This window comes from Actinacidiphila acidipaludis (genome assembly GCF_019890725.1).
GTDB classification, from domain to species: domain Bacteria; phylum Actinomycetota; class Actinomycetes; order Streptomycetales; family Streptomycetaceae; genus Actinacidiphila; species Actinacidiphila acidipaludis.
In genome coordinates, this window is the sequence record NZ_JAINZZ010000001.1 from 155,679 (window position 1) to 171,113 (window position 15,435).

The 15,435-nt window shown below is 71.5% G+C and carries 12 protein-coding genes and 1 pseudogene; 7 read left to right on the forward strand and 6 right to left on the reverse strand.

Annotation, left to right across the window (positions count from 1 at the left end; all coding sequences use genetic code 11):
• Positions 1-34: 34 nt before the first annotated feature.
• Positions 35-1,342: a PP2C family protein-serine/threonine phosphatase gene (locus K7862_RS00715; RefSeq protein ID WP_222959442.1), complete on the reverse strand. Its 1,308-nt coding sequence runs from the start codon at positions 1,340-1,342 to the stop codon at positions 35-37.
• Positions 1,343-1,577: 235 nt separating this feature from the next.
• Here K7862_RS00715 and K7862_RS00720 point away from each other — a divergent pair.
• Positions 1,578-2,291 (forward strand): annotated as a pseudogene (locus tag K7862_RS00720) (SDR family NAD(P)-dependent oxidoreductase).
• Between the two features lie 4 nt (positions 2,292-2,295).
• Here K7862_RS00720 and K7862_RS00725 read toward each other — a convergent pair.
• Together K7862_RS00725 and K7862_RS00730 are read right to left on the reverse strand one after the other, a co-directional pair.
• Positions 2,296-3,771, reverse strand: coding sequence for an MFS transporter (locus tag K7862_RS00725; protein WP_222959443.1), 1,476 nt, complete (start codon positions 3,769-3,771; stop codon positions 2,296-2,298).
• 184 nt (positions 3,772-3,955) lie between these two features.
• Positions 3,956-4,702, reverse strand: coding sequence for a hypothetical protein (locus tag K7862_RS00730; protein ID WP_222959444.1), 747 nt, complete (start codon positions 4,700-4,702; stop codon positions 3,956-3,958).
• Between the two features lie 157 nt (positions 4,703-4,859).
• Between K7862_RS00730 and K7862_RS00735 the strand changes: the two genes are divergently transcribed.
• Positions 4,860-6,053 (forward strand): serpin family protein, encoded by a 1,194-nt coding sequence (locus K7862_RS00735; protein ID WP_222959445.1) that lies wholly within the window; start codon positions 4,860-4,862, stop codon positions 6,051-6,053.
• A gap of 708 nt (positions 6,054-6,761) precedes the next feature.
• Positions 6,762-7,148 carry a DUF805 domain-containing protein gene (locus K7862_RS00740; RefSeq protein ID WP_262412452.1) on the forward strand — a complete coding sequence of 129 codons (387 nt, stop codon included), beginning with the start codon at positions 6,762-6,764 and terminating at the stop codon, positions 7,146-7,148.
• Positions 7,149-7,321: 173 nt separating this feature from the next.
• Here K7862_RS00740 and K7862_RS00745 read toward each other — a convergent pair whose 3' ends face one another.
• On the reverse strand, positions 7,322-7,681 hold the full coding sequence (locus tag K7862_RS00745; protein ID WP_222959446.1) for a hypothetical protein: 360 nt from the start codon (positions 7,679-7,681) through the stop codon (positions 7,322-7,324).
• Positions 7,682-7,944: 263 nt separating this feature from the next.
• Here K7862_RS00745 and K7862_RS00750 point away from each other — a divergent pair, with 263 nt between their 5' ends.
• Complete coding sequence (locus tag K7862_RS00750) at positions 7,945-8,145, forward strand: hypothetical protein (RefSeq protein WP_222959447.1); 201 nt, start codon at positions 7,945-7,947, stop codon at positions 8,143-8,145.
• A gap of 26 nt (positions 8,146-8,171) precedes the next feature.
• Here K7862_RS00750 and K7862_RS00755 read toward each other — a convergent pair whose 3' ends face one another.
• Positions 8,172-9,485, reverse strand: a complete 1,314-nt coding sequence (locus K7862_RS00755) for an outer membrane protein assembly factor BamB family protein (RefSeq protein ID WP_222959448.1) — start codon at positions 9,483-9,485, stop codon at positions 8,172-8,174.
• Between the two features lie 76 nt (positions 9,486-9,561).
• Positions 9,562-10,617, reverse strand: coding sequence for a glycoside hydrolase family 26 protein (locus tag K7862_RS00760; protein WP_222959449.1), 1,056 nt, complete (start codon positions 10,615-10,617; stop codon positions 9,562-9,564).
• Positions 10,618-10,859: 242 nt separating this feature from the next.
• Here K7862_RS00760 and K7862_RS00765 point away from each other — a divergent pair, with 242 nt between their 5' ends.
• The 3 genes from K7862_RS00765 (at position 10,860) to K7862_RS00775 (ending at position 15,280) form a co-directional block, all read left to right on the forward strand.
• The gene (locus tag K7862_RS00765) at positions 10,860-11,189 is read left to right on the forward strand and encodes a hypothetical protein (protein ID WP_222959450.1); all 330 of its coding nucleotides are present in this window, start codon (positions 10,860-10,862) and stop codon (positions 11,187-11,189) included.
• A gap of 177 nt (positions 11,190-11,366) precedes the next feature.
• Positions 11,367-13,538 carry a bifunctional polysaccharide deacetylase/glycosyltransferase family 2 protein gene (locus tag K7862_RS00770; RefSeq protein ID WP_222959451.1) on the forward strand — a complete coding sequence of 724 codons (2,172 nt, stop codon included), beginning with the start codon at positions 11,367-11,369 and terminating at the stop codon, positions 13,536-13,538.
• On the forward strand, positions 13,535-15,280 hold the full coding sequence (locus tag K7862_RS00775) for an acyltransferase family protein (RefSeq protein ID WP_262412453.1): 1,746 nt from the start codon (positions 13,535-13,537) through the stop codon (positions 15,278-15,280). Before K7862_RS00770 ends, K7862_RS00775 begins: the two co-directional genes overlap by 4 nt.
• The last annotated feature ends 155 nt before the right edge of the window (positions 15,281-15,435 follow it).

Here is a 15,435-nt window from a genome sequence, read left to right on the forward strand (position 1 = left end):
CGCACCTGGAGCCGCGCTTGGCGCCCGGCCGCGTTCAGGCGCCGGGAGTGACGCGCACCATCATCAGCGCGGTGTCGTCGACGGCGTGGCCGCCGGAGTGGTCGGACGCCGCGCGCCAGAGCCGTTCGAGGGTGTCCGCGGCGGCCGCGCCGCGCGTGGCGGCCAGGGCGGTGGCGAGACGGTCGTCCCCGAAGAGCGGCCCCCGGTTGTCGTCGCGGGCTTCGGTGATGCCGTCGGTGTAGAGCAGCAGGGCGTCGCCGGGCGACAGGCGGAAGTGCGTCTCACCGTGGTGGTCGCGGGAGGCCGGGATCTCGGGGCTGAGCACGATACCGTCGGCGTGCAGTTCCTCGACGGTGCCGTCGGCGCGGCGGATCAGGGCGGGTGGGTGCCCGGCGCTGGCGTACCGGCCGGTGATCCCGTCGGCGTCGGGGCGGAACACGGCCAGGGCGGCGGTCAGGAACCGTTCGCTGACCTGCTGCTCGGCCAGTGCCTCGTGGAGGCGGTACAGGACGCCGGCCGGCCGGGTGCGCTGGGTGGCCTCGGCCCGGACGGTGTACCGGGCCAGGGCGGTGACCTTGGCCGCGGCGATTCCCTTGCCGCACACGTCGCCCATCACCGCGCACCAGCTCGTGCCGCGCGTACGGAACAGGTCGTAGAAGTCACCGACCACTTCGGCCCCGGCCATGCCGGTGGCGGTGGCCGGCCGGTGCATCGCGGCCACGTCCAGCCCCGGCGTCTCGGGCAGCCGCGGCGGAAGCAGACTGTCCTGCAGGGTACGGGCCAGCGCCGCAGAGGCCTCCGCCGACGCCCGGGCGAGTCCGAGCGCCTGGCGCAGCGCGATCTCGGAGGACACCGACCGCGCCAGGGTACGCAGGGCCTCGCGCTGGACGGCGGTGAACGGGCGGGCGTCCTTGTCGACCACGCACAGCCCGCCCAGGACGTGACCGTCCGGGGACACCACGGGGTAGCCCGCCCACGCTCCGACGCCGAGCGCGTCGACGGCCGCGAGGTCCTTGATCCGCGGATCGGTCACCGCGTTCTCGGCGACGAGCTCCTCGCCGGTGCCGATCAGGAGGTGGCACGGGCTGTCCCGGATGTCGTTCTCCCGCCCCGCCGCGAGGTCGACGCCGACCGCGGACTTCCAGAACGAACGGCGTCCGTCGGCCACAGTGAAGAACGCCTTCTGCCCGCCGGTGACCGCCAGCGCGAGCTGCGCGAGATCGTCGAAGGTGCTCTCCGGGGCGGAGTCCAGCAGCCCGGAGTCGGCGACCGCCGCCAGACGCGCCGGATCGAACACCGCCCGGGGCAGCTCGCCGGCCAGGGGACGTGTCTTCTTCGCCATCGTGCGTCGAGTCCTGTCGTGCTCGCGGCCCGCCGACGCGGCAGTAACGCCCCGGTCAGGCCCTCGGAAACCAGAACGTCCAACGAGTCGTTCGTCCGATACCGTCCCGCACCGGGTCTTCTGCCGTCTATGTCACATCTGCGTCGGGTTCCCTGTCATACAGATGGAGCGAGCACGGACCGGCTTCCGCCGGAGTGCCCGACGGTCGGCACCCGCGCGCAGGGAAGAGATGATGGTGAGCACGCAGGCCAGCGAAGGCGCGGTCGTCACCGGCGCGTCGCAGCGCACGGGCGCCGGCCTCGTCGCCGTGTGACGAGCCATCGGCTGCGACGTGGTCGCCACGTCCCGCACCATCGGCCCGTCCGGCGACCCGGGCATCCTGACCGTGCGGGGCGACATCGGCGACCCGGCCACCGGCAAGCGCGTCATCGATGCCGGGGTGGAGCGGTTCGGACGCATCGACACGCTGGTCAACAACGCCGGGATCTTCGTCGGCAAGCCGTTCACCGACTTCACCGACGACGATTTCACCTGGCTGCTCGCCGTGAACCTGCACGGCTTCTTCCACATCACGCAGGCGGCCGTCCCGCACATGCTCGCCCAGGGCGGCGGGCACATCGTCCAGATCACGGCCAGCAACGCCGAGCATGCGATCGCCACCGTCAACGGCACCATGGCCTCGCTGACCAAAGGCGGCCTGGAGTCCGTGACCAGGGCGCTGGCCACCGAGTACGCCAAGCAGGGCATCCGTGCCAACGCCGTCTCCCCCGGCGTCATCAAGACCCCCATGCACGCCGCCGACACCCACGAGTTCCTCGGCAGCCTGCATCCGGTGGGCCGCATCGGCGACGTCAGCGACATCGTCGACGCCGTGATCTACCTGGAGAACGCCCCCTTCGTCACCGGCGTGATCCTGCCCGTCGACGGCGGCCAGAGCGCCGGCCACTGACGGGCTAGGGGCAGTAGTCGTCCGGGTTGATGCCCTCCTTGAAGCGGGCGAAGAGCGGCGGGGAGTTCCAGCCCGGCTGCGCGCCGCTCATCCATTCCTCCACCGCCGGCGTCGGCGCGTGGCGCACGCCGCCCGCGATGTACAGGCCGACGCCGATCACCGCGCCCGCGACGGAGATCCCGAAGCAGATCCACAGCGCCGTCCTGGTGCCGTCGTCGATGTTGCTCCCGACGGTGGAGGCGATGTACAGCAGGACGGGGGCGATCAGGAACGCCGCCACCGCCCGGACGAGTTCGATGATCGCGAAGACGCGCTGCACGTTGTTGGAGCGCAGCGAGAAGCCGGCGATGAACAGCGCCGGGACGACCGAGGCCCCGACGCCGATGCCGACCAGACCCGACCCCACGGCGGTGAGCACGGCGGTGGGCGGCTCGGCGGCGTTCATGAGCACGATGCCGACGGTCAGGAAGCCCATGCCGACCAGGACGTAGGCGTGCAGCAGGTGGGTGCGGAAGATGACGCCGAAGGCCGCCGCGGTGATCACCGCGCCGCCGAACTCGGGAAGGTAGAGCAGCCCGAGGTGCAGGGGCGAGTAGCGCGTCGAGAGCGAGGTCAGGGTCAGCGAGATCGCCGACACCGACGCCGCGGCCGCACAGATCGCTGCGACGATGCCGGCGACCGGCAGCGTGCTGACCAGGCTCCTGACGCACAGCAGCGGATTCTTCGCCGTGTACTCGTGGACGAAGAGGATGATGATCAGCAGCAGTCCGCCGAGCAGCGGCGCGCACGCCGTCGGGTCGAGGAAGCGATGGGTGAGCAGCCGGGAGGCGCCGAAGAACGCGGACACGCAGCCGAGGGTGGCCAGCCCGAGTGCGATGAAGTCGATCGGCGCCTCGGGATTGACCGGCGGCGTGTCACGGAACGTCAGGACGGACAGCACCAGCGCCGCGACGGCGATGCCGGCGATGATCCAGAACAGCGGCCGCCAGCCGTGCGCGTTGGCCTGGATGCCGCCGACCACCGGGCCGAGCGCGACCGCGCCGAAGATGCACACGTTCAAGATCACCGCGGTCTCGCGCAGCCTGGACGTCGGATAGTCGATGATCAGCGGCGGCACGGCGGCGATCAGCAGCAGACTGGTGCACAGGCCCTGCAGGACGTGCCCGACGATGAACATCGAGGGGTCGACGGCCGCCGCGGTGAGCACCGAGCCGATCACGAGCAGGGTGGCGTAGACGAGCAGCATCCGCCGCTGCGGCAGGCGCTGGGCGAACTGCACCGCCACGACCGTCCCCACCGCGTAACCGGCGTTGGCCATGCCCGTGGTCACGTTCATCGCCGCCAGGCTCAGCCCCAGCTCTTTGGCGATGTGCGGCGTGAGGGGCCCCAGCGCCGAAGAGAGGGCGAGGTACGGCACCAGGGCGAACACCACCATGGCTGCCACCACGGGATAGCGGCCGGCCAGCGGACCCTGTCGCATCAAGCGTTTTCTCCTGTTCGCCAGGAATGGTGACATGACGGCATGCAGTCACCATGCTGACCCGCGACCGGCGTCCCGGCGTCGAGCACAGCCGCGATGTCACCCGTTCGACCCGCTAGTCGATGCGCGGCCTGCCCCTCACCGCGGCGCCGGGCGATGCCCGGCCGCCCCCGATGCCGCCCCTTCAGCTCCTCACGCTTCCGTCCGGCTCCACGGCCAGGTCGGGACACTCCCGGGCGAACCCCTGGCCGACCGGGCGCCAGGCGCCTTGGTCGGGCCGCCGGCTCAGCCGGTCGGCCTCCTGGGCGGCGGTGACGAGCTGCTCGGTCGTCAGCGGTATCGCCGCCACGTAGACCTGGCCGAGATGGTGGCAGTGCATGGTGAAGCGCGGGCGCTCGGAAGGGGGCTCGCCCGCGACGGCGATCACGTCCTCGAAACGCCAGCCCAACGGGCCTGCGACGTTCGCGAGTCGATACCAACGGTGCTGGTCACGGCGATCGAACCTCAGCATGCTTCCGCGGATCGTGCTGAGGGACAGTCCCATGAAGGGCAGTTCCGGCACCCCGAAGCCGCGATGGCGGATCAGCGCGTCGAGCACGGCCGCGAACGGACCCGCGTCCGGGTGCGCCTGAACCTTCCGGTCGGGCTCCGGGCGTGGTGACGGATCCGGCGGCGGAGCCGGCAACGAGCGGATGAAGTCGGTCAGCGCCGCCATCCGCGCGTGGTCGCAGTGGCCGGCCCGGTAGGCGAACTCCCGCATGACGCGGGCGTCACGCACGGGGGGCAGCAGTTCGGGCGGTACCGGATGTCCGGCGACGGCGAGCACGTCGGACCTGAGCAGGCCGAGGTCCGCCGCGATCTCCGCGCACCGCGCCGCGTTGGTGTCCGTGCCGCGCCCGGCCAATTCCTCGAGTATCCGAGTCCGTTCCATGACCGTCACGATGACCGCGCCACGCGCCCACGTCCACGTCCCCGGGTACGGCCGACGGCCGGCGGGCTTCCTCCCGGCCGCGGGCATGCAATTCGCTCGCCACCCGACGGGTCCGCCTCTAGTCTCGCCAGGGTCCGGCGGCAAGGAGAGGGCAGGCATGGCCAGTCACGGCACGGTCGAGGCCGTCAACGCGATGACCGCGCGGTGGGCCGCAACCCTGACCGGCGAGGGCACGGTTCTCGCCGGCGTCGGGGTGTGGCCGTTGCTCGGGCTCCTCGCCGACGGTGCCGCAGGGCCCGCCCGGCACGAGCTGGCGGCCGCGCTCGGCGTCCCCGCGGACGGCGCCGCCACGGCAGCACGAGAACTGCTCTCCACCCTCGGCGCGATGCGCGGTCTGAACGCGGCCCTGGGCCTGTGGACCGGCGGCACCCTGCCCATCGAACCGGCCTGGCTGGACCGCCTGCCCGCCGACGTGCACGGGCGGCTCAGCGGCGACGCGGCCGGCGACCAGGCGCTTCTCGACGCCTGGGCGGCCACCTGCACGGACGGGCAGCTGGACTCGATGCCGGTCTCGGTGGACGGCGAGACGCTGCTGGTCCTGGCGAGCGCCCTGACCCTCCGTACGGACTGGATCCGGCCCTTCACCCCGGTCGGGATGGAGGCCGAGTCGGGGCCCTGGTGCGGGAAGGAGCTGGCCGGCCTCTTCCGGAGCACCCGCATCCTGGACCGGGTCGGCGTGGCGGACACGGCGGCCGGCCCCCTCACCGAACTTCAGGTCCTCGGCGCCCACGGCATCGACGTCCACCTGTACCTCGGGACGCCTGACGCCACCGCGGGCCAGGTACTGGCGGCCGCCGTTGACACACTGCGTGAACGCCGCGCCGTGGTCCCCGGCAGCCGGCTCCCGTACGGCACCCCGGGACCCGGCGTGTCCGTCGCCGGCGTGCCCAGCCTCGACGGTGAGCCGACCCTCGACGTGGCCACCGTGGCCTTCACCGTCCACGCCCACCACAATCTGCTGGACCACCCCGATCTGTTCGGTCTGCGCACGGCGGGGGACGCCTCGCGGGGCCACTTCCCCGGCGTCAGTGCCGAGCCCCTGGCCGTCCAGCAGGCCGCGCAGGCGATGACGGCGACCTTCGGTGCCCGCGGTTTCCGCTCCGCGGCGGTCACCGCCTTCTCCGCAGTGGCCGGTGGTATCCCGCGCTATCCCTACCGCGCCCGCGAGATCGGCGTCCGCTTCGACCGCCCCTTCGGTTTCCTCGCCCTGCACCGCACGTCACGCCTCGTCATCAACGCCGGCTGGGTCACCGACCCCGACACCTTGGACGAGACTTCCGCCGACTGGTGAGCGCGGGCCGGCAGCACCCGCTGTCCGGCCGTCGGAGGGATGCCGGCGATCCGCGCGCGCTTCCGCTCCCGCCGGCACAGGAGAATCGCCTGGACGAACGCTCCCAGGCTCAGCCCCAGCACGATCGGCAGAACGAACATCACTGCCAGGCCGGCTACGATGTCGGCGCCGACGACCCCGGCGGTGACAACCCGCCCGCTCCACCCGGTCAGGGCACCGGCGGCCATCAACAGCCCTACGACGACGCGCCATTGCGGCAGGAACCAGCGCTGCCGGAAGTCCACGCCGAGCACCGCCGCACCGGCGGCGAGCAGCACCAGCGCCGCCACCGCGGCGGCCGTCTGCGCCGCCCCCGGCCAGTCGGGCGGCCGCTCGGCGTGGTCCAGGTCCGTCCCGTACCCCCGCACGCTCAAGTCGCCCACGCCCCACCACGTCACCACCGCGGTGGCGGCCCCCATGACCGGTACGGCACCGGCCAGCGTCAACGCCCTGCTCCTCGTCATGGGCGCCATGATGAAGCCCAGGTCAGCCGGACACCTGAGTACGGCTACTCAACTCGGGGTTGGCGCCACTGTCTGACGTGCGCCCCCGGAGGCAGAGAGGGTCTGATCTCCTTGACTCCCCGGCGTCGGCAGCCCTACCGTCTGCGGGCCTGACCTGCCCGACACGCGGCGCGTGGGCTCATCGTTCGACCGAGCAATCCGGTCCTTGGGGGGACACACCGTGCGCTGGTACCTGGGCGCGTTCAAGAAGTACGCGGTCTTCCATGGGCGCGCCCGCCGCAAGGAGTACTGGATGTACTTCCTGTTCACCGGCCTCGTGCTGGTCGTGCTGTTGGCCCTCGGGACCGCGATGCAGACCATGGTCCCGTATCTGCTCTATGTGGTCGCCGTCATCGTGCCGAGCCTGTCCGTGATGGTGCGACGCATGCACGACATGGGCAAGTCAGGGTGGCTGGCCCTCCTCGGCTTCATCCCGGTGATCGGTGGAATCGTCATGCTGGCCTTCGGCTGCATCGAGGGCGAGAGGCGCCCGAACATGTACGGCCCCGACCCCAAGCAGACGCACACTTACGCGCCGCAGCCCCCATCCTGATTTCGCGGGCGAATTCGATGCGGTCCGGCAGGTCCTCGCGGTACAGAAGACCCGTTGCGCCGGCCAGGCGACTTCGTCGGCGCAGCCCACGGCCCCCGGGACACCAGGTGTCCCGGGGGCCGGATGCGCACTACCGATGGCTCACCGGGGGAACGTGACGCACGCCGTCAGGGTCAGCGGCGGCACTCGTGGTGGGCGGGCTGCCAGACGTACGTCCAGTAGCCGGCGTGCGCGCGCTGGTCCCGGTCGCGCGACATCTGGTCCCGTTTGCCCAGGTCCCGCTTGCCCTGGTCCCGCATGTCCTGGTCCCGCCTGTCCTGGTCCCGCTTGCCCTCGTCCCGGGAGCCCTGGTGCCACACCCGCTCCCAGTGGCCCGGGACCGTCTTGCAGTGCGCGGCCTTGGGCTGCGGCGCGTGGTGGTGATACATCGGGGTGGCGGCCGACGCGCTGCCGACCGCGCCGACCACCGCGCCCGCGGTCAGGGCCACGGCCACGACGCCTCGGGCCGCGACCCTCTTCAGTCCCTTGCTCATCTCAGGCCTCTCTGTACGCCTAGGGGGCTGACGCCCCTCCCGTCCCGGACCGTCGTGGCCCGGTGAAGGGATCGTGCGGCACAGACACGGCCAAAAACCGCAGAGACGCTGCTTTACAGAGAAAATGAACCTCTTTCTCATAAGCCCTAAATAGTCATCCGATTACGCCACTGGTAGGGCGGCACTCTCCCGCGCTTCGCCGATCCCGGGCAGCGCAAGTAGCCGCTTGGCATCAACCCGCTCGCGCGGGCAAGACGCCGGGCATGACGGATACGCCGCGTGAGCCCGGGACCGCCTGGTCGCCGCTGGACGACAACGAGGTCGAGGACAGGGCGATGGACGAGGTGCTCGCCTCGTACACCGAGGTGATCGAGGAACGGGAGGAAACGCGACGCGACCGACCCGCCGACGCCGATGACGACGCCGATGACGTGACCGACGGCAAGACCGACGACGACGGCTGAGTGTCCCGGCCCCCGCGACCCGCGGTTCAGCGCGCGTACGTGACCCCGCCGGAGGTGGCCTGCGCGGCCAGTTCGAGGACTCCGCCGTCGGGCGTCACATAGAGGCTGCCCGCGGTGAAGTGCTGCCGGGAGCTCTCCGTGGGGAGGGCGGCGACGGGGGTGATCCTGCCGGTGCGCGGGTCGAGGCGGACCAGTTGGGGCGCCGCGGTGGTGCCGGCGAGCGCGTACACCGGGTCGTCGGCCTTCAGCGGAGTCGCCAGCGCGATGGCCGGGATGTGCCACAGCTTCGCGCCGGTGGTGACGTCGAAGGCGTCGATCTCGGTGCCCTTGGCCGTCGTGGCGGGGGTGATCAGGACGTTGTCCACGATGCGTGCGCTGTGGTCGGCGTCGGTGCCGTTGCCCGGGGAGAGTTCGGTGTCGCCCACGGCGAGTTTGCGGCTGCTGCCGCTCGGCGCGATGACACGGACGCTGTCCTCGCCGGCGGTGTGCTCGCCGGCGATCAGGGGCGCCACGCTGAAGACGTGCGCGACGTCGGTGTGCGCGTCCTGCTGACGGCTCCAGAGCTGCTTGCCGGTCTGCCCGTCGTAGGCGGTGAAGGTGAACGGCGTCTTGCGGTCGGCGCAGTAGTCGTCCACGAGCACCACGCCGGTGCCGCCCCACACGAAGGCGTTGCAGTAGAACCCCCGGGGGCTGAAGCCCCAGACCCGGCGGCCGGTGCGGATGTCGAGGCCGCCGAGGAAGTTCTCGCTGACGATGGTGGCGACGCCGCCCTGCACGTACGTGTCGGCGGCAGCGGCGACGGGGTGCTTGGTGTCGGTCAGCGGCAGGGTCCACAGCACCGTGCCGGTCCTGGTGTCGATGCCGGCCAGCGTGGTGCAGGTGCTGCCGTCCTTGCCGAACGCGACGGTGCCCAGGCCGCCCGCGGTGAGGGTGGGCGACATCGCGCAGGGGCGTGTGCCGCCCTGTGCGGCCTTCGGCGGCAGCTTCGCGCTCCACGCCGGGGTGCCGTCGGCCAGCCCGTACGCGCTCAGGCCGCCTTCGGTGCTGGCGCGGATCAGCAGCTTGCCGGTGACCCAGCTGCCGACCAGGGCGTCGTCCGCGGCCGGTGCGGGCCGCTGCCAGGCGGTGGTCAGGTGCCGGGACGCCGTGGGACCGGACGCCTCGTGGTGCAGCGCGACGGCCGAGCCGCCGCCGACCGCGGCGAGCACCACCAGGGCCAGCAGGATCCGCCGGGTGCGCCGCCGGCCCGACCGCGCCGCGGCCCGGTCCGCCGCGCGGGCCGCGGCCCTGCCCTCGGGCCGCACCACGCCGTCCTGCTCCGGCGCCATCTGCGTCGTCATCCCTCGTACGTCCCTTTCCCTGCTCCCGGTGGCCCGTTCACTTCCCTGTTCACTTCAGTGCCGCGTCCGCGTGCGGTCAGCCGCTCGTGAAGGGATGGCCGAAGTGATGGCGCGTCGACTCGGCGCGGAAGGCGGCCCGGGAGCCGACGGAGGTGTCGATCCGCCAGTCCATCAGTTGTGAGCTGCCCGGCCAGTCCTTGCGCTGGTCGTACCAGACCAGGCCGATCACTTCGGCCGCGGCCGCGCCCTGGAACAGGTCGCGCACCTGCGCCTCCTTGCGGGGGCTCTCGGCCACGCCGGTCTCGGTGATGAGCACCGGCTTGTGGGTGAAGGTGGCGATCTGCCGCATCGTCGGCGCGAAGAGGCTGGAGAAGGCGGTGCCGTCGATCGGGCCGTAGTAGCCGATCAGCCCGACCCAGTCGACGTAGGCGTCACCGGGGTAGTAGGGCGCGAGCTTGGCCGTCGTGCCGCTGTCGACGACGTGCGGGCTCCACACCCAGATGACGTTGCCGACCTTCTGCTCACGGAAGACGTCGTGGACGTGCTTCCAGGCAGTGGTGAAGTCGGCGGCCTTGGCGTGGCCGGGGCCCCAGGAGTTCCACGGGCCGTTCATCTCACCGGCGAAGGAGAGCACCAACGGGCCGTGGTAGGAGGCGATCTGCCGGGCGAGGCTGTGCACGTACGCGTCGTCGTAGCCGCCGGCGATGTCGGCGAGTGCGGTGTCGGACGGCACCAGTGAGAGCATCGGCAACTGGCCGTGCTGCCACAGGAAGGCGTTGCCCTCGGCGTCGAAGTCGTCGCCCCAGGTGGCGTAGTACTCGCGGATGTCGGGCGCACGGCCGGCCTGCGAGGTGAAGGTCTTCACGATGTCGTACTGCCAGGGCGACTTGTCGTCCACGACGCCGAGCAGCCGGCCGGCCGAGCCCGAGGTGCCGGCCCCGGCGCCCAGGGATCCCAGCTCGCCCCGCAGTGCCGAGACGTCGTACGGCCCGGTGGACTTGGGGCTGCCGGCCGCCTTCGCGGATCCGCCGTCGCCGTCGGAGCCGCCGCCTCCGCACGCTGCGCTCAGCAGGAGCACCACCAGGGTGAGGACGGCGGCAGCCGGGCGACCGAGGCGATGATTTCTGGCCATGGAGGTCCGATCGGGCAGGCGGTGACGGGGTCGGCGAGAAGGGCCGCCGGACGGACGACGGGGGTCCGCGAGCAGGATCCTATGCTTCGACTGCCTGCTGACCATATTTTCATCTCATTTTGATCACGAGCGTCGGCTAAATCGGGATAAGTAGGCCAAGGGGTCGGACATGTGACAGTTACGAACGCTATTTTTCGACTCTCGCAGCAGTGGCGGCACGAAACGAAAGCCCGAGGAACTCGGTGACCAGCACCCTGTCGGAAGTCGTCGAGCCCTCCCCCGTGTTCGTCGATCAGTCGGGCCGTCGCGGCCGGCGGCTGCGCGGTCTGGGATGGGGTGTCGGCGTGGCCTTCGTCGGCGTCACTCTGACGATGGTTTCCGGCCTGCTCGGCACCCAGTCGGACGCCCCCTCGTTCAGCGTGCCGGACACCGCCGACACGCTGCCGCCCGGCCAGTACGTCGACGCACCCCAGCCCGCGCCGCCCGGCAGGGCCGACCGAGTCAAGGGCGCCCCGCTCACCGCCGGCTCCCCCACGGGAGGCGGCTCCGAGGACACCACGACCCCGCCGTAACCGTCAGGGCGTCGGCACCAGAGCCCACACGCCCGGCCCGCACCTCCCGACCCGCACCTCCCGGCACCGACGCACGAGTCCCCCACCCCGAGCGAAGCCGGCCCCCGCCGACGTCCGGCCTGCCCTCCGGCCCGGCCGCGCCCGACCGCCCCGCAGCAGTACAAGGACTCGTAGAACATGTCGCGCCATCAACGACCCCGCCAGTCGGTGCTGCGCCCGCGCAGACTCGCGGCGCCGCCCCTGCGCTTCTTCCTGCCGGTCACCGTGCTGGTCACTCTGCTGGCGCTGCTGGTGCTGCGCGGCATGGCCAACAACGAGGTCTTCCACGACGAGAAGGTCGCCGTCTCCGTCGACAAGACCACGGTGCCCAAGAGCGTGCTGGAAGGCGGCCCGGTCGTGGACGCCCGCGGCGACAAGCAGGACCACCCGGCCAGCTACACCGTCCCGGACAAGACCGTCGTGCTGACCTTCGACGACGGCCCCTCCACCGACTGGACGCCGAAGATCCTTGACGTGCTCGCGAAGAAGCACGTCAAGGCGGACTTCTTCGTCACCGGTTCGATGACCACCCGCAACCCGGCGCTGATCCGGCGGGTCGTCGCCGAGGGCCACGAGATCGGCCTGCACACCTACACCCATCCCGACCTGGCCCTGCACAACAACATGCGGCTGAACTGGGAGCTGGGTGAGACACAGCTCGCGCTCGCGGGAGTCGCCGGCATCCACAGCAGCCTCTTCCGGCCGCCGTACTCCTCGACGGCCGACGCGCTCGACGACTGGTCCTGGCCGGTGACCGAGGCGGTCGGCAAGGACGGCTACCTGGTGGCCTTCATCGACAAGGACACCGACGACTGGAAGCGCCCGGGCGTCGGCGCCATCGTGCAGGCCGCCATGCCCAAGCTGCCCGGCCAGGGCGAGATGATCCTCATGCACGACGCGGGCGGCAACCGCTCGCAGACGCTCGCCGCGCTGCCGCTGATCATCGACAAGCTCCGGGCGCAGGGCTACACCTTCAAGACCGTCGGCGAGGCGCTGGGCGCGGGCTCGGCCAACGCGCGGGTGCACGGCTCCACACTGTGGGCGGGACGCCTCTTCGTCTGGGCCACCGCCTTCTCCGTGTGGCTGATGCCCTGGCTGGTGGCGCTGCTCGCCGTGGTCGGCGTACTGGTCTTCACCCGGTTCGCGCTGATGCTGGTCCTGTCCCTGCTGCACGTGCGCCGCACCAGGAAACCCGGCTTCCGCCACGGGCCACCGGTCACCGAACCGATCAGCGTCATCGTGCCCGCGTACAACGAGCAGGAGTGCATCACCAACACCCTGCTCTCGCTCGCCGCGAGCGATCATCCGATCGAGGTGGTCGTCGTCGACGACGGCTCGTCCGACGACACCGCGGCGCTCGTGGAGGAGCTGGATCTGCCGATGGTCCGGCTGATCCGGCAGCCCAACAGCGGCAAGCCGGCCGCTCTCAACACCGGTGTGGCCGCGGCCTCGCACGACCTGATCGTGATGATGGACGGCGACACCGTCTTCGAACCGGCGACCGTCCGCGAACTCGTCCAGCCCTTCGGCGACCCGCGGATCGGCGCGGTCGCCGGCAACGCCAAGGTCGGCAACCGCGACACCCTCATCGGCGCCTGGCAGCACATCGAGTACGTGATGGGCTTCAACCTCGACCGCCGGATGTACGACGTCCTGGACTGCATGCCGACGATCCCCGGCGCGGTCGGCGCCTTCCGCCGCGAGGCGCTGGTGCAGGTCGGCGGCATGAGCGACGACACGCTCGCGGAGGACACCGACGTCACGATGGCGCTGCACCGGGCCGGCTGGAAGATCGTCTACGCCGAGAACGCCCGCGCCTGGACCGAGGCGCCCGGCAGCATGAGCCAGCTGTGGTCCCAGCGCTACCGCTGGAGCTACGGCACGATGCAGGCGATGTGGAAGCACCGCCACGCCGTCCTGGAACGCGGCCCCGGCGGCCGCTTCGGACGCGTCGGGCTGCCGTTCGTGGCGCTCTTCATGGTCGTCACGCCGCTGCTCGCGCCGGCCATCGACATCTCCATGGTCTACGGCTGCTTCTTCGTCGACCCGTACAAGAGCCTGAGCGCCTGGTTCGCGGTGCTGCTCCTCCAGGCCTTCTGCGCCTGGTGGTCCTTCCGGCTCGACCGCGAGAAGGCCTGGTACCTGATCACGCTGCCGGTGCAGCAGGTGGTCTACCGGGTGCTGATGTACATGGTCCTGCTGCAGTCCTGGATCACCGCCCTGACCGGCGGCCGGCTGCGCTGGCAGAAGCTGCGCCGCACCGGCGAGGTCGGTCTCGATGTCACGACGGGGGAGGCGGTGCGGACATGAGCACCAAGGAACGGGACGGCGCGCCGGGTGTGCCGGAGCAGGGCGGGTACGAAGGGGGCGCCGGCCGCGGCGGGTACCCGGGGACGGACCGCGGTGGGTACGGGGACGCGGACGGTGGCAGGTACGGGCACGCGGACCGTCAGGGGTACACGGACCGTCAGGACCGGGGCGGATACGGGGACGCCGGCGGCCAGGGTGGGTACGCGGACGCCACGGGCCGGAGCGGGTACGGCGGTAGCGACCAGGGCGGATACCGGGACGCGGCCGGCCACCGGGGGCACGGGCACGGTGCGGCGGGGCACGGCGGCCACGGCGGCCACAGCGGGCACGGCGGGCATAGCGGTCACGGCGGCCATGCCCGTGCCGGCGGCGACCGCGCCTACATGAGCACGGCCGAACGCGGCGCGATCGTGATGGACGACGCCGAGACCATGCAGCTGCGCACCATCACCGTGCCCGAGGCGTTCATCCACCGGACCGACCCGCTCAGGGTCGAACCCGACGGGAGCGAGCCAAGCGGCACGGATCTCCACCACGGCCCGGGCACCGAGGCCGAGGTCGTGGAGGCCGCGGGTTCGGCCGAAGCGCCCGCCGCGCCGCGCCGTGGAGGACGCGACCGCTACCTCGACCTGCTGCGTGCCCTCGCGCTCATCCGGGTCGTGATCTACCACAACTTCGGCTGGACCTGGCTACCGCTGCTCTTCCCGTCCATGGGCGTGATGTTCGCGCTGGCCGGCTCACTGATGGCCCGCTCGCTCAAGCGCCCGGCGTGGAGCGTCATCCGCAGCCGCACGCGCCGTCTGCTGCCACCGATGTGGATGTTCGGCGCGGTCGTGCTGACCGCGATGATCTACGACGGCTGGGGGCCGCACTCCGAGGGCCACCCGCACTGGTGGTGGGGCAAACTCGCCTTCTGGGTGCTGCCGTTGAGCACCCCGCCGTTCGCCCAGACCGTGCACGGCTTCGGTGGTCACCTGCCCCACAGCTGGGCCGAGCAGGTCGTCGTCCCGCTGTGGTACCTGCGGGCGTACCTCTGGTACGTGCTCCTGTCGCCGCTGATGCTCAAGGCGATACGGCGGCTGCCATGGGTGACGCTGCTGGTGCCGCTCGCCGGTTCCGCGTTCCTCAACTCCGGCCTGGTGGACCAGTCCGGCCGGATCATGGAGACCGCGACGGACTTCACCACCTTCGGCGCGTGCTGGCTGCTCGGCATGGCGCACCAGGAGGGGCTGCTGCGGAGGATCCCGCAGTACGTCGTTCCGTCGATCGCGCCGCTGGTGCTGGTGGCCGGTTTCTGGCTGCTCCAGCGGGCACCGGTCGACGACCCGCGGGTCGGCCCGGACCTGGAGGCGGTGCCGCTGGCGCAGGCGGTCTGGTCGTTCGGCTGCGTCATGCTGCTGCTGCACCTGAGCCCGTCGTGGGAGCGCTGGCCCAAACCGCTGGAACGCTTCAACGGCGTGATCACCTTGCTCAACTCGCGCGCGGTGACGGTGTACCTGTGGCATTGCGTGGCGCTGGTGATGACCGAGCCGATCATCGACCAGCTGTGGAACAGCCAGTTCGCATACGCCCACCTGCGCTGGCTGCTCACCAGCCAGTGGTTCCCGCTGCTGGTGGCGGTCCCGCTCATCGTGCTGGCGCTGCTGCTCTTCGGCTGGGTGGAGGACGCGGCCGCGAAACGCCGCCCCCGCCTCTTCCCCTATCCTCGCCGTGCGAAGGGCCGCCGCCGCGCGATTCTGTGAGGCCCGCCCGGGGCACGCCGCGCAGCACCTCGTTCGGCGGCCCCGGCCCGTCCCGCACCGGCCGACTCGCTCGACCGGTTGCCCCGGCAAGCCCCCGCGCGACACATGCGATCATCCGGATCGGGACCGGCCATCGGGCGCAGGTCGCAGGTCGC

Bases quoted from the DNA above. Each gene is read 5' to 3' on its own strand.
- K7862_RS00715 (WP_222959442.1), bottom strand. From the start codon at position 1,342: ATGGCGAAGAAGACACGTCCCCTGGCCGGCGAGCTGCCCCGGGCGGTG.
- K7862_RS00725 (WP_222959443.1), bottom strand. From the start codon at position 3,771: ATGCGACAGGGTCCGCTGGCCGGCCGCTATCCCGTGGTGGCAGCCATG.
- K7862_RS00730 (WP_222959444.1), bottom strand. From the start codon at position 4,702: ATGGAACGGACTCGGATACTCGAGGAATTGGCCGGGCGCGGCACGGAC.
- K7862_RS00735 (WP_222959445.1), top strand. From the start codon at position 4,860: ATGGCCAGTCACGGCACGGTCGAGGCCGTCAACGCGATGACCGCGCGG.
- K7862_RS00745 (WP_222959446.1), bottom strand. From the start codon at position 7,681: ATGAGCAAGGGACTGAAGAGGGTCGCGGCCCGAGGCGTCGTGGCCGTG.
- K7862_RS00750 (WP_222959447.1), top strand. From the start codon at position 7,945: ATGACGGATACGCCGCGTGAGCCCGGGACCGCCTGGTCGCCGCTGGAC.
- K7862_RS00755 (WP_222959448.1), bottom strand. From the start codon at position 9,485: ATGACGACGCAGATGGCGCCGGAGCAGGACGGCGTGGTGCGGCCCGAG.
- K7862_RS00760 (WP_222959449.1), bottom strand. From the start codon at position 10,617: ATGGCCAGAAATCATCGCCTCGGTCGCCCGGCTGCCGCCGTCCTCACC.
- K7862_RS00770 (WP_222959451.1), top strand. From the start codon at position 11,367: ATGTCGCGCCATCAACGACCCCGCCAGTCGGTGCTGCGCCCGCGCAGA.
- K7862_RS00775 (WP_262412453.1), top strand. From the start codon at position 13,535: ATGAGCACCAAGGAACGGGACGGCGCGCCGGGTGTGCCGGAGCAGGGC.